The organism is Paenibacillus sp. B46(2026), assembly GCF_056786355.1.
Genome location: NZ_CM165907.1, coordinates 6,817,496 through 6,835,368, shown reverse-complemented (window position 1 = coordinate 6,835,368; position 17,873 = coordinate 6,817,496). Strand labels below are relative to the sequence as shown.

Below are 17,873 nucleotides of genomic sequence, written 5' to 3'. Positions count from 1 at the left end.
ATCTGGTGGTAGCGTATGCTTTCGAAGTAGCTTTCTTTCAGAAAGCTTTTAGGCGAACGCTCCGCTTCTTCAGGTTATTTCTGCCCTCTCCGTTATCGTATAGCTTTAAGTTCAAAGGCTATAAACGGCCAGTTCCGGTGGAAGGTGTAGGCAACTTGAGAAAGTATTGCAAGCAGCTAAGTTAGGGAGGTGAATGTTATGGATTGGGGACGGGCGAAAAATGTATTAATCTATGCCTTTCTGCTGCTCAATCTGGTGCTGGGATACCAGATCTGGATGGATGCGCGGGAGACGGCCGGAGCCAATCTGGACTTCACCTCATTGGCAGACAATACGCAGCAGGCGATGGAAGAGAAGGGCATTCAGGTGCTGGCTCCGATTCCGAATGAAACGCCGAAGCTGCCAAAGTTGTCCTATGAGTTCATTGAAGAGGACAAGGCTGGCGTTGATATGGAACTGGAACAGCCTGTAGATAGCAAGCTGATCTTCTCGCAGAGTGAGCTGGAGGATGCGTTGCAGGATGAGATTCCACAGATCGGCACGTATAGGCTGGATCAGCTGATGGCCGAGGATGGGGCTTTTGTGCTTCACCCACTGGTGGATGGCAAATGGCCGCTCTTCAATGTGAGTCTGGAGCTATTCTACAGCGACCAGAAAATAACGGGTTACCGTCAAACTCCAGTGCGGATTACAACCGCAGAGGAGAGCGATCAGCAGGTGCTTCCGGCGTCGAAGGCGCTGGGAACGCTGATCGAAAACTTTTTGCCAAATGATGCAATTGTCAAAGATATTCAGCTGGGCTATTACGGCCAGTTGTTCAATTCAGATATACAGGTAGCGATGCCGGCATGGCGGTTCGTGCTGGAAAGTGGCGAAGTGTTGTACGTGCAGGGCATCAGTGGGGATGTATTCAGTCCCAAGACAGACAAACCAGGGGAGTAATGCGTTATGGGGATATATTTTACCGTGTTATCCAGCGGTTCGACAGGTAATGCCACAGTCATACAGCATGGGGGTACCTCACTCATGATTGACGCGGGTCTTAGTGCGAAGCGATTGGATGCACTGTTTCAGGAAAGGGAGATTTCTGGGGCAGAATTGGACGGGATTCTGGTTACCCATGAACATTCCGATCACATTAAAGGACTAGGCGCGATGTCTCGGAAATATAATTTACCAATCTATGCGAATCTGAATACATGGGCGGCACTGGAGAAGTCGGTTGGGGCGATTCCAGAGGAAAACCGGAGGGTATTTGAGACAGGTGAAAAGCATGATTTTGGGTCACTGCGCGTGGAATCCTTTGGGATCTCACATGATGCGGCTGAACCGGTAGGATATACGTTCGATGACGGCAGTGAGAAGCTGTCTGTTGCAACGGATCTCGGGTACATGAGCGACAAGGTTCGCGATGCGATCTCAGATTCTGACGTGCTGGTGCTAGAGGCGAATCATGATGTCGAATTGCTGCGTATGGGGCGTTATCCGTGGAACACCAAGCGCCGGATTTTGAGCGACATCGGGCATTTGTCGAACGAAGCGGCAGGGGCAGCGCTTAGTGAACTAATGAACGGACGCATCAAGCGCACGTATCTGGCACATCTTAGCCGAGATCATAATATGATGGACTTGGCGAAAATGTCGGTGCGCGACGCAATGGAGAGCCGTGGATGCTTTTATCGGGATCATGAGTTCAAACTCTGTGATACGTATTACGACCGTCCTACGCCATGGGATAGGGTGGGTGAGCCATAAAGCTGTCGAGTTCGGCGGCTTTGCGCTCAACTTCCTCGCGGGTTAGAATACCTTTATCAATAAGCAGTTCGATGATGGTACTGAGTGCAAGCGTGTTGCGATAGTGTTCTTCCTTGAGATCGGCCAGCTTGGCCGCCATATGAACTTCATCCATGGCTGTGAGTGTACGCGTGCGATCCATATATATCCTCCTCTATGAAGCTTTGAATTGTCTTTTACTATTATTGTAGTCAGGCTGGGTGGAAAACATTCCTCTTTTTGCCGCTAACATTTGTGTGATAAGGCGTGTATGCTGAACCTGTGACCATGCAGGGGTGAAAAAGTTCTTAAAAATGGCCAAAACGGCGCTTAGCGAACCTGATTTTGTGGTGATAGATACTATGGACCTTTATTGTTAAGTGAGTTATAGCGGAAATTTGCGTTAATTTTCGTAAATATGCAACTTTTTGTGATTTGACGTGTTTAGTATATGAGGAGCATTGTGATTTTGGCTGTTTTGCGTGTGAAATGGCATGTCATAGAATGCGAGAGCATGATTGATAGAGTCACTGACAGAATGGAGAATCCGTTCTGTTGTACATAGACGCTGTATCTTGATTTGATGCCGGGATGCGGCGATATGCAAGACCATTTTATAAAAATGCAAAAAAGCATGGGAAACCGAGAGGTTATTTACGGTACGCACGTAACGAAAGACACAGAACGAGGCTGGAGAAGCGTAGCGTTCGCCGGAAAGCTTTCTGAAGGAAAGCTACTTCGGGAGCATACGCGATGAACAAATTTCACCCTGAAAATGGGATGAAAATTTGTGAGTAACAGCGATCGAAAGCTCGGCTGTGGCTGGAGTGGGGTAACGTAAGGACACCATCGTTGAACCATGCGACAACTTAGGCGGCAGTCAGGGTCTTGATGCGTGACAACGAAGGGGAGAGGATCACGATGGGATTGTTTGGAGACGATTTTTATTCAACCAAAGTATCAAGACGCGCCGAACCTGAACAGAAAGGCAAACTTCAGATCATTCGCCCTGGAGGCAGAGCACGTGGACGTGACCGCTGGAGCAATCCGCGCAGATCGCGTACGGGAATCAGTTCCACAGTGAAAGTTGCTGTGATCAGCTCGGTGATTAGCTCCATCGTGACCGTCACACTGTTTAGCTTCATCACACAACCCGCTTCGTTACCGCTGGCTAATGCTACAGGTAATGGTGGTGGAGGCAGTGCACAGACAGCGCAGGCAGCTGATCCATACGATCGGATTATCCAGGCAGCAGCACACGTTCGTCCTTCCGTGGTGAGCATTGTGAACCATAAAACGGGTAGCAGTCTATCGATGGAAGATTCGGCGCTGGGTTCAGGGGTCATTTTCAAGAAGGAAGATGGCAAGGCCTATATCATGACCAACCACCACGTAGTGGAGGGTGCGAGTGATCTGGAGATTGTGACCGTAGATGGGGAGACACATAAAGCGAAGCTGGTTGGTAAAGACCGGGTAAGTGACATTGCGGTACTATCCGCAGAAGATAAAGGGCTGGGTGCAGTCGCAGAGATCGGTGATTCCAGCAAACTTCAGCGCGGTCAAACGGTGCTGGCGATCGGAAACCCGCTCGGTCTGGGCGGTACGCTGACATCCGGTATTGTTAGTTACACGGATCGTATTCTGCCTGTATCGATTAATCAGGACGGGGTATACGACTGGGAGCAAAACGTGATCCAGACGGATGCGGCAATTAACGAAGGTAATAGCGGCGGTGCTTTGGTCGATCTGAACGGCAAAGTAGTCGGCATCAACACGATGAAGATCTCGGATACGGGCGTTGAAGGTCTCGGCTTCGCGATTCCGATGAACGAAGTGATGAGAACGGTCGATTCCCTGCTACTGAACGGCAAAGTATCTCGTCCGTACCTAGGCGTGTACACGGTAGATCTGAGCAACCCTTATGCACCACTGGATGACGAGCAGCGCAAGGATCTGAAGCTGCCATCTCATGTGGATAGCGGTGTGGTTGTGCTGGAAGCATCCGGTCCGGCATCTGAAGCAGGTATGAAGCTGAATGATGTCATTACGGAATTTGACGGGCAAAAAATTACCTCCACGCTGGATCTGCGGAAATATCTGTACGATGAGAAGAAGATTGGAGATACCATTGAAGTGACCTTCTACCGGGACGGTAAAGCTGAGAAAGTATCGGTGAAGCTGACGGATAAACCGGAATAAGGAAATTTCAAACGGAGCCTATGCTGTTGTTTGGATTGAAATAGGGCAATGCTAGAGGAGTGATCAGATATCTGACCACTCTTCTTTAGTTGTTGGTTCAGCATTATGCACAATGTTTGTTTGTATAAGGTGGAGCAGGTCGTAATTACATAAGTCAGGACATCGAATTAACACTGGCTGTACTAGGGATTGGACGTGTTCGTTCGACAGTAAATGAGTAGATCAACCATTTTTATCTCCCCATGATCAGTTAGACCCGGAGCCTAAGGAGCAGATACATAAGACTCGGGCTGTGGTAAACTGTTGTCAATATGTTGGGACGGTCGCTGATGCAAATAACATCTGTTTGTTGATCACATTTTTTATTTCGGAATGGAAGGGGTATTTGTAATGAAACGATTGAGGAAAAAGATGCTTGGGGGAACGAGCTTGGCGCTGTCCCTGTTTATGCTATCTGCCTGTGGATCTGAGGTAGCTACAACCGGAGCATCTGTGGATACAAGTGCCCTGCAAGAGAAGATTGCTGGCCTGGAGAAGAAACTGATGGAACAGGGAGCCAAGAGCAGTGAGCAGGAACAAAAGATCGTAGAGCTTGAGGCCAAGTTGAGTGAGCTGAGTACAAATGTAATTGCAGTAGGTCAGGCTGGTGGTCAAACGCCTGCGGCCTCGGGAAACAACGGATCGGCGGGGAAAGGCGACGGGGTGCTGATTACGTTTGCCCAGTATGAGAAGCTTGAGGTTGGCATGTCGGTAGAAGATGTTATCGAGATCCTTGGCGGCGAAGGTGAAGCGCTGAGTGAAGCGGAGAATATGGTGGTTTACAACTACAAAGGTACAGCCGGCAATGGTGCCAATGCGGTTATTGCTTTTCAAGGCGGGAAGCTGTTGACGAAGGCGCAGTCGGGATTGAATTAAAGAGCGTGGAGCAAGATTCATTAGCTATGTGGATTTGGATTGTTACTGTCACAGGGGCATTCTTTTCAGGATACCGTGGAGGTATCTAAAAAGAATGCTTTTTGTGTTTATTTTGCCGCATAGAGAGGTTGGGCACGATAAATTAGGGCTGGGGGTTTCTTTTCGGTGGCAGGTGTGATAGAACTGAGAAGTGGCTATCCTGTAATGGGATACGCGGTTGTGAATCGGGAACATAGCTGGTTACAGAAAGGATGCTTAACGGATGTACGTTGTATGCAAAGAACACGTGGACATTGCCATCGACATGTTTGTCGATGAGTATGAGGACGCTCCAGATATCGTTGATCTGAAGGAGACGGAATTTGCCGATTGGGACCCGCCTGCGAAATGCGCCGAGTGCGAACAGCACGCGGAATTCCTCGTCGTTTAGCGTACTGTAGGATTTAGACGGCTGGAGGTGTGACTTTAGGTGGCGCTTCTGGCGGACTTTCCATCCGGTATGAACATCACAGCAAGAAGCCAAGGAGAGCGTGATGAGCGCTCTTTTTGTGTTTGTGGGGGAATCTCGTTAGAATTTGGAGAAATGTGTAGTATAGATAATACGAGTTGGAACGAACGATGCTATGAAGCATCTTATTTATAGAATATCTCGCAAGACAATTTAGGAGGAATTGTTATGTTTATTCAGATTATTGGCGTAGGCAAATTGAAGGAAAAATATCTGACGCTGGGCATTCAAGAATATGCCAAGCGTCTCGCCCCGTACATCAAGTTTCAGATGATCGAGGTTGCAGACGAAAAGGCGCCCGATACCCTGAGCGAAGCTGAGGTTCGGGCGGTAAAAGAACGCGAGGGCGAACGCATCCTCGCGCATGTGAAGAGCGAGGCGCATGTTGTCGCGCTCGCATTGGATGGCCAGCTCTGGAGCTCCGAGGAGCTGGCAATGGAGATCGACAAGCTCGGCACGTATGGGACGAGCCATGTCGTGTTTGTTATCGGAGGAAGCCATGGGCTCTCCGATGAGGTGTTGCGCCGCGCGAAGCAGCGCTTGAGCTTCGGGCGCATGACCCTGCCGCATCAGCTTATGCGGCTGGTGTTGGTGGAGCAGATTTATCGCGCTGTGAAGATAAATCGGGGGGAACCGTACCATAAGTAGGGCGAAATTTTTGGCTGCATTTTGCTCTATGAAGTTGGGAACGTTATTTTGAATTAAACTTTCCATTTCGGACAGCTCCGAGAACCTCATTATTAGTAAATGGTTCTACTACTCTGCTTTTTCATGCTAGAGAGTTTCAAAGGAGTTGGAGGGAAAGGTTAACGGGTTTCTATGTATTTAGTAGACGCAACAATCTCTCTTCGGTGCCTGACCCGGTTACCGGAACGTAGAAACACCAGTGCAGGTTTGGGTCGTTATCGATAACAGAAGCGGAGTGGATTACAAACTCCATCTCCTGCGCGTCCGGAAAACGAAATAAAGCGGTTGCGACCCGTCTTTGCTTGATTTCATAGAACTCCCAGAAATGTACGAACTCCTTACTTTCCAGCCTTAATCGTTCAATCCGTTCCATATACAATGGATTATCCTTATAACGGTCTATGTTTGCCCGCAGCATCGCCGTGGTGTATCGGGCGTACGCTTCCCAATTTACCAGTCTTTTGCGGTAATCCGAATTGCAAAAACATAATGTTCATCATATACCGTTCGCTTTTCGGCAAACTGCCGAAATCGGCTATAATCAGTTCGGATGCCCGGTTCCAGGCGATTACATCCGTACCCTCATCTGTGACGAAAGAAGGATAATGCAATTGATCTACGATCGTTTGCAAAAAACGGGGATCTGATTTTCTGCAATTTAGTACTATACCCACGCTTGCCAGGTCTACATTGGCCAGATCAAACAGATGCTTCCGTTCGTCTTCGTCCAACATCAACGCGGTGCTAATATTCAGCAACACTTCCGGTGAAGGATTTGCCTCTCTGCCTTGCTCCAGCCAAGTATAGTAAGTCACGCTTAAATTAGCGAGATACGAGACCTCTTCTCTTCGGAGCCCTGGGGTGCGTCTTCGGCCAGGAAGCGGCGTTATCCCTACTTCAGAAGGCTGTAACCGTTCTCTACGTGATTTAATAAATTCACCCAACGCGGATGAGAAACGATTTGTTGTCACATATGTCACCTCCAATTGCTACTGAAAGAGAATACTCATCGCAATGAACCCATTTGACCCAAAGCACTAAGTTTAACATTATTATAATCTGTGTTCAGATCTGTTGCCACAAATAGAGAACCATAACCGGGGACTGAAGCTATTAGTCTCATTAATAGTATAAACATGATGTGGCTGTCACCTTCTACCGACGGTATTATAAAGATAACCTATGACATAGAAGGAGTTTTTTTCTTGAATAAGTATGCATATAGAAATAAGCTGGCTGTAGTCACTGGAGCTTCATCCGGAATTGGGAAGGTGTATGCCCAAGAACTAGCGGCACGAGGCTGTCATGTAGTGCTGGTATCACGATCCAAAGACAAACTGGATACAATGGCTGGGGAAATCAACCGACAATACAGCGTGCAGGCCTATGTGTTGGCCTGCAATTTGTCCGAAGCGGACGCCCCGCGTCTACTGGCTGAACAAATTTCCGAACTTGGCTTGTCGGTCGATATTCTCATCAATAACGCAGGGTTTGGCACTTACGGTCGTTTCGAGGAAATAGCCCCAGAACGTGAGCAGGAAGAGATTATGCTGAACACGTATGCGCTAGTCGATCTTGCACATCGTTTTCTGCCCAATATGTTGAAGCAAGAGGACGGAATCATCGTTAACGTGGCTTCGATGGCAGCGTTTATGCCTTGTGCGTATTCGGCCGTTTATGGAGCTACTAAAGCCTTCGTATTGTCTTTCTCTGAGGCGCTATGGGCGGAAGTGCGTGGGAGAGGCATTCGCGTTCTCGCACTGTGCCCTGGTGCAACCGATACGGGGTTTTTCGATGCGGTTGGCAGTAAAGACATGGCTGCGGGCCAAAAGCTCTCAACTCCGGAAAAGGTTGTACAGGCCGGATTTCGGGGGATTGACCAAGGACGCAGCTATATCATCGATGGACGTACCAATTATATTATGGCTCAATTGATCCGATTTTTTAACAGGCGCAGGGTGGCCTTGATTATGGAGAAAATGTCAAATCCTAATAGGAATTGACAACGGCGAATCGGCATCAAGTGGGGTATTGTAGTAGTCCAAGATCAAGCAAGAGGCGGGGTAGTATTGCGAAGGCGCCTGATTGGGTGCCTTTTGCTTTCGACTTAACCGCTTGCTGGGCGCAGAATGTTGCCCCAAATGAGGAGGGTGGGGGTGAGGCCGTCTTCTTTACGAACTCCCTTAAAAGGAGCTTTACTACTTGTTTTTTTGGTCCATAAATCTCCTCGCCAGTTGCTCTCCGAAAAAGGAAAACAGGCACAACTTGATGCTCAGTAACACCCTTGTCGCCATGTTCAGCCTCTTGAAAACGAGTAATTTGTCCAAAGCCATTCCATTGGTTGGAGGGGTAACTGGAGCCGTCATGGACGGTGTTTCAACTAATATCATTGTAGGCGAACGCGAAAAAGTGGCCTAATGTTTTGGCTGTTGGCCGGTGATTTTTTTGGATATGATTTAAGCCCTGCAAATGCTTCAAGGGCCCGCGTTAACTGTATCGGCACCCAACTTTTTGACCAAATCCATGTTGGCAGTACTACATACCCCAGTTACTTTCGCTCCAAAGGACTTGGCAAGCTGTACCGCCGCAGTTCCTACCGCTCCGGAATATCAATACGTTATGGCCCTTTTGAATGTTTCCATTTTCTTGAAGAAATGGCAAGGTGGTCAATACGCCATTGGGAATAGCTGCGGCCTCTTCGCAGGTTATATGCGTAGGCTTGCTGACGAGTGCTGCTTGCTCAGGCATGCATTTATACTCCACATAGGTGCCGAGCAGCCCCAACCCCGTATTACCATAGACCTCATCGCCTTTCTTTAAGCGTGTCACGTCCTTCCCTGTGGCTTCCACCACCCCGGACAGATAAAAACCCAATATGCTCCTCTTCGGCTTCCTCCAGCCGTTCAGTCCTGGTGATGACCGCATGCCCGGGTCCTCTGCTGCTACGGTAGCCGCCTGGATTCTGATCAATACTTCGTGATCCTCGGGCACAGGTTTCTCAATCTCTTCTAACTCAAGCACATCCGGGGGTCCGAATTTTTTATAGACAATAGCTCTCACGGATTCTCTCCCTTTCCATGTTCAGTTTAAATGACTTATTTCGGATAATAAGTGATATTTCAGATATCCCGTTATGCTAAAATAGAAGTAAACCAGTTTATAAGGGGGTAATTCTGATCAAACAAGTCCTTATCGACTACATGAAGCGTTTTTCAGACTTAAGTGATGACGAGCTTGCCAGTATTGCAGAAGGTGTTCCAACAGGGAGTTTCAAAAAGGGTGCGATTCTGCAGCATCAGGGGGAAGTTCCCGACAAATGCTATTTCGTTTTGCAAGGTTGTATCCGCCAATATGCTGTTGATGACGAAGGGAAGGAAACCACCTTCAACTTTTATACTGAAGAACAAAGCGTCACGATCTTCAATCAGCATGCTGAGGATAAAGCGTCCAAATACTCGCTCAGTTGCCTGGAAGACTGTGAGTTGGTCGTCGGCGACCTCTTCACTGAACAAGACGTGTATGACATGCACCCTGTGCTTGAAACAATGACTCGAAAGATGATCGAGGAGGATATGGGGAAGATCCGCGATGATTTCTCCTCGTTCATGGCTTCGACACCGGAAGAACGATTCAAGGCGCTTCAAGAAAACCGCCCGGAATTGATCAATAGAGTGCCGCAATACCAGTTGGCCAGCTATCTGGGGATCACACCCGAATCGCTGAGTCGCATCAAAAGGCGGTTTGGAGCAACACACCTTAGAATGGTCGATTAGTCCAATGTTCTCAACTTCCTTCCTTTGAACAAAAGCCAGATGCCAAACCCAAGCTCGCCAACAAACATCGGAACGCTCAAAAGGGTTTCCAGTAATGAAGTAACATGGTCCAGCTGCGGTATAAAGCCGTACATGAGATGAATCAGCGTATAACTGAAGCCTGCTGCAACCAATAAGATGCTGATAATCTTGGGTATCTGTTTTGCTTTCCATGCTACAAAACCGATAGCCGAGAGATGCAACCCGAACAGGATCAAACCGAACGACCATATCGATTCAAAGGATGTTACAGATAGCATCACCTGCGATGCCACTGCGTCCAATGAGTCGAACATCGCAGTGCTTTCACGAGCTATACTTTTGCCAATCACCAGATGTGTAACGGCTGTTGCCAGGACAGCGGTGTACAGGAGCCGAAGCCAACCTGCTACTAACGAGTATTCGCGATGAATGGGCTTCAGGAATACATAAAAGAACCATGAAATCAATAGATCCGTAATGATGATCACCAGCCATCCAAGGATCCCCATGTCAAATAGGGAACGAGATTCCTGGATGTTCTCCAGCGTGGTCATCGGGTCTCCGGGCACGATCAATGAACTGTGAACAAACCCGTAAGAGAATGCTGCGGCAATGGTCATGATCAACAACGAAAGACCCGCAATGATGGCCGAATGGTTTCTGAATTGATGTTGGTCGTACATAATGAAAACCTCCTCGTTTTTTTATATCGTACTATCGAATGGAGAAGGCTTCATTGACTTAAGTCAAGAAATGATACAAGAGAAAAAAATGCCGAAATATCTTAAAGGAAGTACAAAACACTGGGTTTGGAGTATAAGAGCTGCCGTCTTTATCTTACTGGGAGGCTTCTCCTTCTTTTTCATGAGCACAGATGAGTCTCAACGGTTATTTACACAAGACATACAGCATAGAACTCGAAATCTCTGGAGACCGACTGCACGAACGTTTTTTTTTTTTTGCAATTTTTTGAATAGTATCCAATATTGCAATAGTAAAACAATTCCAACCACCTTGAGAGTTCTCCATTTGTTTGTGGTTGCTGTTTAAAGGTGTGAAAAGGACTCAACTAGAGGGTAAAAAGGTGAAATCGAGAGCCGGTCGTTTTAGCAAAAGCGATGCTAAAAACGACCAGCTTTCTCTAAAGGATTGGCAGTATGTTAGAGATCATTGCCATCATAATTTTTTCTTGACTTAAGTCAATGCGTCCTCCACCTCTCGATATTATGATATTAAAAAACCGAGGAGGTACAGTATGCTTGCATTAGACGTTCGAAATGTAAATAAGAAATACCCCAACTTTCAGCTTAAAGATGTATCGTTTCAAATGAAGAAGGGGTATATTATGGGTTTTATCGGTGCCAATGGCGCAGGAAAAACGACCACGATAAAATCGATCCTGCACATGATTCAAATTGACAGTGGCGAGGTCTGCATTTTTGGCAAGAACATCGCTGAACACGAAATCGAATTGAAGCAGGAAATCGGATGGGCATTCGGCGATATCGATTTCTATACGCGCAGCAAAATAAAAACACTGACCGATATCACAAAGAAGTTTTATAAGCATTGGAATGACAAGACCTACTACAGCTATCTCAGAAGATTCAAATTGGATGAAAACAAAAAAATCGCCGAATTGTCATCTGGAATGAAAGTAAAGTACAGCTTGGCCCTTGCTTTATCCCATGGTGCGAAGCTTCTCATCCTTGATGAGCCGACAAGCGGACTCGATCCTGTCTCAAGAGACGATCTGTTGGATCTTTTTCAAGAAATCATCGTTGGCGGAGAGATCAGCATCCTGTTCTCTACTCATATTACATCCGACTTGGAAAAATGCGCGGATTTTATTACCTTCATTGAAAATGGGCAAATCATCGCCAGTTCAGAGAAAAACGATTTTATGGGATCCTATCGTTTACTCAGCGGCAGCGAGGTCCAGTTAAGCGAAGTGAGGGATCGGTTGATTTCCTATAAAATCAACAGTCTCGGCTTTACCGGATTGATTCATACTAAAGACTTTGATCCATCCACCAACTTAGTGGCAACTACGCCGAGCCTCGAGGAGATCATGATTTATTTCGCAAAAAAGGAGAATATGTATGTATAACTTGGTAATGAAAGATTTGAAACTAGCCGTAAATCCTTGGTTCCTCGTATTACCCTTCTTAATGGGCGCCTTAATGCTTATTCCCGGTTGGCTCTATTTGCTCGTCCCACTTTATTTTTGTTGGATAACGGTACCGAACATGTTTGGCGGGTTTAAAAGTCAGAATGATCTGATGTTTAGTATGATGTTGCCCGTGAGCAAAAAAGACATCGTGAAGGCCAGGATAACCGTTATTGTCATCCTGGAACTCATGCATCTTTTAGCTGCAATGTTCTTCAGCATATTTACGTTTCGTTTATACCCGAATATGTTTTACTATTTCTTTGCGCCACACTTGGGTTTTTGGGGATTATGCTTTATCTTGTTCGGGATCTTCAACATCGTATTTCTATCCATTTATTTCAAGACGGCGTATAAATATGGTGCTGCAACGATCGCATCTACTACGGCCGCCATGCTTTTTGCCGGAGTTGCTCAGTGGATCGGAATGAAGAGTCCGTGGATGAACGACATTTTTAATGGCTCCGGGGCGGGTAATATGGCGCTGCAACTATTTATACTGATCGTAGGTATCGTGATATTTATTGCATTCACTCTGTTTGCCTATCGGAATGGAGTGAGACGGTTCCTGAAAGTGGAAATAATCTGAATGTAACGAATTTTAATACATCCGAGTATCCGAATTATATCCTTTAATAAAGAGTCTGGTCGTCAGTTTGAGGATCATGCTTTTTTTCGCCTCAGCGATGATACGCCGAACCTTACCACAAGTAACAGCGGAATACTTTTGACAAAAATAGAGCTCACCCTAAAGAAAAAAGAGCATCGTTCACCAATTAAAAGCCTCTATCGTGATCAGCGGAATAGAGGCTTTACACATGAAAAAGATCCAATCACCTAAGATGACTGGATCCTCAATCATAAACTACATATCAAAATCAATCGTACCCTTTTCGGTTAATTCAAAGGGACCAGGTGTAACATCTGCATCGGGTCTCTTTGTTCCGAAAAAATCGGAGTTAAAATGATATGGACTGCTGTCCGGCTCCTCAAACTTCATGTTGGCGTGATAAGTCTTTCCAAGCAGATCCGTGGTAACTAACATTGCAGAGGTTCCCCGAAGCAATTCGGGATCATGGATCTGAATGTGCACTTTGCCTAGTGCAGGATTCATCTCAATTTTTACGCTCTTCTGTGCAACTATCTTTGCTTGGGATTCGTGACGACTTGGAACCGCATCGTTAAGAAATACATTGCCACCCATAGCTACCGGAAGAACGGCATTGCCTATAAAGAAATCCTTCGCGGCATCGCCAAGCTCCATAAGCTCCTCTTTGGTGTATTCCCACCAATTCTTATCTTTCACATCAGGATGTTGATCGTAGCCGCCAAGTCCCACAGCATGCAGATAACATATGGAATTGTCCGGAACACCATCCATGACCGTCTTCCCGTCCTCTCCAACTTCATCCCTTGATTTAAGGGGAAGATGCTCAAAGAAGGTAATAGGAACAGGTTCTTTATTCGCATCGTTATCACCCAAGAAAATATTGTTGTAGTACCTGTCATCGCCTCCAGTGATATTGGAGTATCCGGCCATGGCCGTCTCGTGAGGGAAGTGATATGGCGTAATACGGGTGATTTCGGAACGAACGACAAATCGGCCTGCAAACAAATTATGAGCAAAGGCTCCGCCCTGAGCCATATTTCTGAAATTCATGGGCGAGAGGAATAGATTATGATCGACCATATATGGACCATGGCACACCTCAACGAAGAGGTCTTCCGAGAGATTGTCAAAAAATACATTACGGCTGATGCGAGTGCCCTGTGCCTGCCAGTCCAGCCAAAGCGCACGGTAACAGCTATACATTATATTTTCGCTAATTTGAGTATCCAGTGAAGCATGCAGTTTAATTCCCGCTACTTCGGCACCATGTCTGAGTCGTTTGTGGTGAATATTATAAATACGGTTCTGATAAATGTGGCTGAAGGCTGCTCCCATATGACCCACAATACCTGCCTGTTCACAATCATGAATTACATTACCTCGAACAATGTGACTGCCGATGTTATCCTTATGCCACCCGGAGCGTAATGCTCGTAAAATAACCTCCTGCTCGCGTTGAGTACCGCCTTTACTATGCTTCTCTAAAGACTTGGTGTGCCCTGTGCCGATTTCGGTACCCAGGCTAATACCAACGCATTTGGATTCACTGATTATATTGTTTTCAATAATCCAGCCCTTGCTCCAGTGAGGTCCAATCAAACCTTCCTGGTAGTCTGTAGGTGGTGCCCATTGGGGGGAGGCTTGACGAAGAGTAAAACCGCTTACGGTGATGTAGTTAATTCCCGGTTTCTCAGGCCAGAAGCAATAAGGACGTACATTAATTTCTACATTTTCCGTACGAGGGTCTTTTCCACCAAAGTTGGCCCAGATTTTTGTTGTTGTAGAACCAATCTCGGCATACCATTTTAACAATGAATCCTTGGGATACTTGGCTTCGGACCAAACTTCAGGGTTGTGAACGCTTTCAATACTATCGCATTCATACAATGATTTGCCATCCAAATAGACATCACCGAGATGAATCGGGAAGGGCCCGTCAAACAACCAGTCTCCACTGAGCTCTACCTCATAGGGATTGCGAACGGAAAAGAGGGAATTAAGCACTTCTGTGCTCCAGACATGGTCTCCTTCAGACTTCCAGTTGGTAATCCGCTCAGCTCCTGTGATCACTACTTCCCCGTCTCCTGCGGATCGATATACAATTCTATGCTCCGCTGTCCCTCCATTAGCCGGGTTAACCCATTCCCTGTATACTCCCGCATGAACAATAACTGTATCACCAGCCATGGCATGAGCCGCAGCGCGTGATATGGTACGAAGGGGTTGATCCGCTGTTCCTTTTCCTTGATCATTCCCATGTATGGATACATGATATTCCATAACAACTCTCCTTCTTCCTACCTTAAAAAGTCGTAAGAGTTTCTTACAAGCTGAAGGCAGGATCATTTTAAAATTATTGTTGTGTCAATTTATTATACTAGAAAATAAATATAATGGGAGAGATAGGAAGGTGGATGTTTTATGAACAAGTGCTCAGTCTTTTAGCTATTGTTAAAAGCTATGACTAGCCATGCTTTTTTCATATAACAAGCATTCCTTTCCATCATGCTATACTCATTAGACTAAAAAGTTAGAAGGAGAAATAGTTATGATACCATTTCGTAATGATCATGTAGGTAGCTTTCTACGTCCTGCAGATTTAAGTCAGGCACGTGAACAATATAAATCAGGCAACATCACATATGAGGAATTAAGAGCTGTGGAAGATAAAGAGATTATTCGAATTATTGAAAAGCAAAAGGAAAATGGCGTATTGGCAGTTACGGACGGTGAATTCCGCAGAAGCTGGTGGCATTTTGATTTTCTGGGTGGCTTGGATGGCGTAGAGTTGTATGAGGAAATTGACGGACCTCAATTCCATAACATGCAGACCCGCAAGGGTGGGATTCGTGTTGTTGGTAAAGTAGATTTCTCGAGTCATCCCTTTGTTCAGGATTTTGAGTTTTTGAAAAAGCATGCTGGCGACGCAGTGGCGAAACAGACCATTCCAAGTCCCAACATGCTTCTATATCGGTTAGAAAGTGGCGCCAATATCTATACGGACCGGGAGCAATTCCTTCAGGATACGATTGCGGCGTATCAAAAAGCCATTCAAGCCTTCTATGATGCGGGATGTCGATACCTGCAATTAGATGATACAGCTTGGGCAGACCTATTCTCAGAAGCTGGTCACGATAAGCTACGTGCTAAAGGTCTGGAACCGGTGGAAGAGTTGAAAACGATGCAGCGCATGATTAATGAATCCTTGTCTCATAAACCAGCAGATTTAGTTGTGACGATGCATATTTGTCGTGGTAACTATAAATCGAACTATTTCTCAACGGGTGGTTATGATTACGCTTCTGAAGTTATCTTTGGAGGCTTAAACGTAAATGGATTATTCTTAGAATTTGATGATGAGCGCTCAGGTGGTTTCGAGCCATTAAAATATGTGAATCGAAAAGATTTGAAAATCGTGCTTGGTTTACTCACATCGAAAACAGGCGAGTTAGAGGATAAAGAACAAATTAAAGCTCGGATTGCAGAGGCGGCAACCTATGTACCACTTGAGCAACTTTGCTTGAGCCCACAATGTGGCTTTTCGTCTACAGAAGAAGGCAATATTTTAACGGAAGAACAACAATGGCGTAAACTTCGTTATGTGAAAGAAATTGCAGAAGAAGTTTGGAATTAATCCATTTAAATAACGGAGGGGATGTAAAATGACGATACAAGCAGACCAAGAGACAATTATAGTTGAAGCGTTCATTAATGGTCAAAATGTAAAATCCCTTTCGCAGTTAGCAAAAGAGAATCCGACAAACCCAACTGAGATCGTAGGCTATTTCCCTGTCACTACGAAAGAACAAGCGGTTGAAGCGATTGAAGCGGCGGCAGGGGCTTTTAAAACATGGAAGCAGACCTCCATTGATGAACGCATTATTATGATGCGCAAGGCGATAGAAAAGATTAGAGCAGCTGAGAATGATATTGTACAGTTGCTATCTAGAGAGCATGGCAAGCCCTTGTATGATGCACACGGTGAAATTTATGTTTCGTTAATGTGGATGGAGTTTGCTTGTAATGAAGCCAAATCTGCTCTACAGGAAGAGATCAAAGAGCATGAGAATGGTAAAACTATTCTTTCCTATGATCCAATTGGTGTGGTGGCAGCGATTAGTCCATGGAACTATCCCATTGCGTTATCTACGATTAAGATCGCTCCTGCCTTACTTGCGGGCAACACGATTGTGCTTAAACCAAGCCCATTTGCGCCACTGGCGGCAGCGAAGGTGGCAGAGATTATTGCGAGTGAGTTTCCGGCTGGGGTAATCAATGTCGTTCATGGTGATGCGGATGTGGGCGTTGAACTGACTAGTAATCCTTTGGTTACTAAAATCGCCTTTACAGGTGGAACCGCAACAGCTAAGCATATTATTAAAGCGGCTTCGGAAACGATTAAGGATATGACGCTTGAGCTTGGTGGTAATGATGCGGCTATCTTCTTGGAAAGTTTTGATGTTCATGATGAGCGAGCAATGCGCCGGATTGTCATTTCTAATTTCTTGACAGCAGGTCAAATCTGTATGATCGCCAAACGTGTGTATGTGCACCGTTCTATTTATGATGAGTTTGTGGAAAAATATATAGAGGCGGCTAATCGCTGGATTCGAATTGGCGATCCATTTGATTCAAATACGACAGTAGGTCCGGTTAATAACCTGAAGCAGAAAAATGTCGTGCTTGGCTTGGTTGAAGATGCGCAAAAGCGCGGGGCTAAGGTCATCCCTCTCGGCCAAATTCTTGATCAGAAGCTGTTTGACCAAGGTTACTACTTACAACCTACGCTTGTCTTAGGTTGCGATGTTCATGATCCGATTGTGGTGGAGGAACAGTTTGGTCCTACGGTTCCGATTCTGCCATTTGACGATGAAGAGCAGGTTATTCATCTACACAATGAAAGCATATATGGATTGACGAGTTCTGTGTGGGGGAAAGAAGAGGATGCCATCTCCGTCGCACGTCAACTCGAAGCGGGAACGACAATGATCAATACAGCTGCTGTGCAGGGTCTCGACGTTCGGTTCCCTTTCGGTGGCTTCAAGCAATCTGGTATTGGCCGTGAATACGGCGCCGAAGGTATCCGAACTTATACAGAAAAGCATGTCATCAACGTTCCGAAGACACTGGATCTTCCTTATATACCAGAGTAAATGGTATAGAGGTGTTCAAAAAGGCTCTAACTTTGCGCTTTATTTACTGATTTTTAAGAATCAG

The 17,873-nt window shown here is 46.0% G+C and carries 19 protein-coding genes and 1 pseudogene; 13 read left to right on the top strand and 7 right to left on the bottom strand.

Going from position 1 to position 17,873, the window contains the following annotated elements; translation table 11 throughout:
* The first annotated feature begins 198 nt into the window (after window positions 1–198).
* Together yycI and AC1S8V_RS30265 are read left to right on the top strand one after the other, a co-directional pair.
* Complete coding sequence (yycI, locus tag AC1S8V_RS30270) at window positions 199–942, top strand: two-component system regulatory protein YycI (RefSeq protein ID WP_482071953.1); 744 nt, start codon at window positions 199–201, stop codon at window positions 940–942.
* 6 nt (window positions 943–948) lie between these two features.
* Window positions 949–1,755, top strand: a complete 807-nt coding sequence (locus AC1S8V_RS30265; RefSeq protein ID WP_105600617.1) for an MBL fold metallo-hydrolase — start codon at window positions 949–951, stop codon at window positions 1,753–1,755.
* Here the strand turns inward: AC1S8V_RS30265 and AC1S8V_RS30260 are convergent.
* Window positions 1,724–1,936, bottom strand: a complete 213-nt coding sequence (locus AC1S8V_RS30260; RefSeq protein WP_036611899.1) for a hypothetical protein — start codon at window positions 1,934–1,936, stop codon at window positions 1,724–1,726. The genes AC1S8V_RS30265 and AC1S8V_RS30260 overlap by 32 nt on opposite strands.
* A 758-nt stretch (window positions 1,937–2,694) precedes the next feature.
* Here AC1S8V_RS30260 and AC1S8V_RS30255 point away from each other — a divergent pair.
* The 4 genes from AC1S8V_RS30255 to rlmH all read left to right on the top strand — a co-directional run bounded on the left by AC1S8V_RS30255 (window position 2,695) and on the right by rlmH (window position 6,043).
* Window positions 2,695–3,972 carry a S1C family serine protease gene (locus tag AC1S8V_RS30255; protein ID WP_482071952.1) on the top strand — a complete coding sequence of 426 codons (1,278 nt, stop codon included), beginning with the start codon at window positions 2,695–2,697 and terminating at the stop codon, window positions 3,970–3,972.
* 390 nt (window positions 3,973–4,362) lie between these two features.
* A complete protein-coding gene (locus AC1S8V_RS30250) occupies window positions 4,363–4,887 on the top strand; it encodes a hypothetical protein (protein WP_482071951.1) in 525 nt (174 codons plus the stop codon).
* 262 nt (window positions 4,888–5,149) lie between these two features.
* Window positions 5,150–5,317: a CxxH/CxxC protein gene (locus AC1S8V_RS30245; protein WP_017691462.1), complete on the top strand. Its 168-nt coding sequence runs from the start codon at window positions 5,150–5,152 to the stop codon at window positions 5,315–5,317.
* Window positions 5,318–5,563: 246 nt separating this feature from the next.
* The gene (rlmH, locus tag AC1S8V_RS30240; RefSeq protein ID WP_339298685.1) at window positions 5,564–6,043 is read left to right on the top strand and encodes a 23S rRNA (pseudouridine(1915)-N(3))-methyltransferase RlmH; all 480 of its coding nucleotides are present in this window, start codon (window positions 5,564–5,566) and stop codon (window positions 6,041–6,043) included.
* 169 nt (window positions 6,044–6,212) lie between these two features.
* Here the strand turns inward: rlmH and AC1S8V_RS30235 are convergent, their stop codons facing one another.
* Together AC1S8V_RS30235 and AC1S8V_RS30230 are read right to left on the bottom strand one after the other, a co-directional pair.
* Window positions 6,213–6,539 (bottom strand): MmyB family transcriptional regulator, encoded by a 327-nt coding sequence (locus AC1S8V_RS30235; protein ID WP_482074623.1) that lies wholly within the window; start codon window positions 6,537–6,539, stop codon window positions 6,213–6,215.
* Window positions 6,472–7,053, bottom strand: coding sequence for a helix-turn-helix domain-containing protein (locus AC1S8V_RS30230; protein WP_482071950.1), 582 nt, complete (start codon window positions 7,051–7,053; stop codon window positions 6,472–6,474). Before AC1S8V_RS30230 ends, AC1S8V_RS30235 begins: the two co-directional genes overlap by 68 nt.
* Before the next feature lie 234 nt (window positions 7,054–7,287).
* On the opposite strand from AC1S8V_RS30230, the gene AC1S8V_RS30225 reads away from it, so the two are divergent.
* On the top strand, window positions 7,288–8,085 hold the full coding sequence (locus AC1S8V_RS30225) for an SDR family NAD(P)-dependent oxidoreductase (protein ID WP_482071949.1): 798 nt from the start codon (window positions 7,288–7,290) through the stop codon (window positions 8,083–8,085).
* A gap of 262 nt (window positions 8,086–8,347) precedes the next feature.
* Window positions 8,348–8,500: a hypothetical protein gene (locus tag AC1S8V_RS30220; protein WP_482071948.1), complete on the top strand. Its 153-nt coding sequence runs from the start codon at window positions 8,348–8,350 to the stop codon at window positions 8,498–8,500.
* Window positions 8,501–8,556: 56 nt separating this feature from the next.
* Here the strand turns inward: AC1S8V_RS30220 and AC1S8V_RS30215 are convergent.
* Both AC1S8V_RS30215 and AC1S8V_RS30210 read right to left on the bottom strand, forming a co-directional pair.
* Window positions 8,557–8,631: pseudogene (locus tag AC1S8V_RS30215) on the bottom strand (hypothetical protein); the annotation flags it as partial.
* Entirely contained in the window at window positions 8,618–9,007 is a 390-nt protein-coding gene (locus AC1S8V_RS30210) for an alcohol dehydrogenase catalytic domain-containing protein (protein WP_482074622.1), read from the bottom strand. The gene AC1S8V_RS30210 and the pseudogene AC1S8V_RS30215, both read right to left, overlap by 14 nt.
* Before the next feature lie 251 nt (window positions 9,008–9,258).
* Here AC1S8V_RS30210 and AC1S8V_RS30205 point away from each other — a divergent pair, with 251 nt between their 5' ends.
* On the top strand, window positions 9,259–9,855 hold the full coding sequence (locus AC1S8V_RS30205; RefSeq protein WP_482074621.1) for a Crp/Fnr family transcriptional regulator: 597 nt from the start codon (window positions 9,259–9,261) through the stop codon (window positions 9,853–9,855).
* Here AC1S8V_RS30205 and AC1S8V_RS30200 read toward each other — a convergent pair.
* Window positions 9,852–10,559 carry a DUF4386 domain-containing protein gene (locus tag AC1S8V_RS30200; RefSeq protein ID WP_482071947.1) on the bottom strand — a complete coding sequence of 236 codons (708 nt, stop codon included), beginning with the start codon at window positions 10,557–10,559 and terminating at the stop codon, window positions 9,852–9,854. The two genes, AC1S8V_RS30205 and AC1S8V_RS30200, sit on opposite strands and share 4 nt — an antisense overlap.
* Window positions 10,560–11,131: 572 nt before the next feature.
* Here AC1S8V_RS30200 and AC1S8V_RS30195 point away from each other — a divergent pair.
* Window positions 11,132–11,986 carry an ABC transporter ATP-binding protein gene (locus AC1S8V_RS30195; RefSeq protein ID WP_482071946.1) on the top strand — a complete coding sequence of 285 codons (855 nt, stop codon included), beginning with the start codon at window positions 11,132–11,134 and terminating at the stop codon, window positions 11,984–11,986.
* Window positions 11,979–12,635, top strand: a complete 657-nt coding sequence (locus AC1S8V_RS30190) for an ABC-2 transporter permease (protein ID WP_482071945.1) — start codon at window positions 11,979–11,981, stop codon at window positions 12,633–12,635. Before AC1S8V_RS30195 ends, AC1S8V_RS30190 begins: the two co-directional genes overlap by 8 nt.
* A gap of 276 nt (window positions 12,636–12,911) precedes the next feature.
* On the opposite strand, the gene AC1S8V_RS30185 is transcribed toward AC1S8V_RS30190, so the two are convergent.
* A complete protein-coding gene (locus AC1S8V_RS30185; protein WP_482071944.1) occupies window positions 12,912–14,936 on the bottom strand; it encodes a right-handed parallel beta-helix repeat-containing protein in 2,025 nt (674 codons plus the stop codon).
* A gap of 268 nt (window positions 14,937–15,204) precedes the next feature.
* Here AC1S8V_RS30185 and AC1S8V_RS30180 point away from each other — a divergent pair, with 268 nt between their 5' ends.
* Together AC1S8V_RS30180 and AC1S8V_RS30175 are read left to right on the top strand one after the other, a co-directional pair.
* Complete coding sequence (locus AC1S8V_RS30180) at window positions 15,205–16,290, top strand: 5-methyltetrahydropteroyltriglutamate--homocysteine S-methyltransferase (RefSeq protein WP_482071943.1); 1,086 nt, start codon at window positions 15,205–15,207, stop codon at window positions 16,288–16,290.
* Window positions 16,291–16,318: 28 nt separating this feature from the next.
* Window positions 16,319–17,809 (top strand): aldehyde dehydrogenase family protein, encoded by a 1,491-nt coding sequence (locus AC1S8V_RS30175; RefSeq protein WP_482071942.1) that lies wholly within the window; start codon window positions 16,319–16,321, stop codon window positions 17,807–17,809.
* Window positions 17,810–17,873: the final 64 nt, after the last annotated feature.

Excerpts from the sequence above, each read along its gene's own strand:
- AC1S8V_RS30250 (WP_482071951.1), top strand. The coding sequence starts at position 4,363 with ATGAAACGATTGAGGAAAAAGATGCTTGGGGGAACGAGCTTGGCGCTG.
- yycI (WP_482071953.1), top strand. The coding sequence starts at position 199 with ATGGATTGGGGACGGGCGAAAAATGTATTAATCTATGCCTTTCTGCTG.
- AC1S8V_RS30245 (WP_017691462.1), top strand. The coding sequence starts at position 5,150 with ATGTACGTTGTATGCAAAGAACACGTGGACATTGCCATCGACATGTTT.
- AC1S8V_RS30200 (WP_482071947.1), bottom strand. The coding sequence starts at position 10,559 with ATGTACGACCAACATCAATTCAGAAACCATTCGGCCATCATTGCGGGT.
- AC1S8V_RS30195 (WP_482071946.1), top strand. The coding sequence starts at position 11,132 with ATGCTTGCATTAGACGTTCGAAATGTAAATAAGAAATACCCCAACTTT.
- AC1S8V_RS30255 (WP_482071952.1), top strand. The coding sequence starts at position 2,695 with ATGGGATTGTTTGGAGACGATTTTTATTCAACCAAAGTATCAAGACGC.
- AC1S8V_RS30265 (WP_105600617.1), top strand. The coding sequence starts at position 949 with ATGGGGATATATTTTACCGTGTTATCCAGCGGTTCGACAGGTAATGCC.
- AC1S8V_RS30175 (WP_482071942.1), top strand. The coding sequence starts at position 16,319 with ATGACGATACAAGCAGACCAAGAGACAATTATAGTTGAAGCGTTCATT.
- AC1S8V_RS30210 (WP_482074622.1), bottom strand. The coding sequence starts at position 9,007 with ATGCGGTCATCACCAGGACTGAACGGCTGGAGGAAGCCGAAGAGGAGC.
- AC1S8V_RS30260 (WP_036611899.1), bottom strand. The coding sequence starts at position 1,936 with ATGGATCGCACGCGTACACTCACAGCCATGGATGAAGTTCATATGGCG.
- AC1S8V_RS30180 (WP_482071943.1), top strand. The coding sequence starts at position 15,205 with ATGATACCATTTCGTAATGATCATGTAGGTAGCTTTCTACGTCCTGCA.
- AC1S8V_RS30185 (WP_482071944.1), bottom strand. The coding sequence starts at position 14,936 with ATGGAATATCATGTATCCATACATGGGAATGATCAAGGAAAAGGAACA.
- AC1S8V_RS30190 (WP_482071945.1), top strand. The coding sequence starts at position 11,979 with ATGTATAACTTGGTAATGAAAGATTTGAAACTAGCCGTAAATCCTTGG.
- rlmH (WP_339298685.1), top strand. The coding sequence starts at position 5,564 with ATGTTTATTCAGATTATTGGCGTAGGCAAATTGAAGGAAAAATATCTG.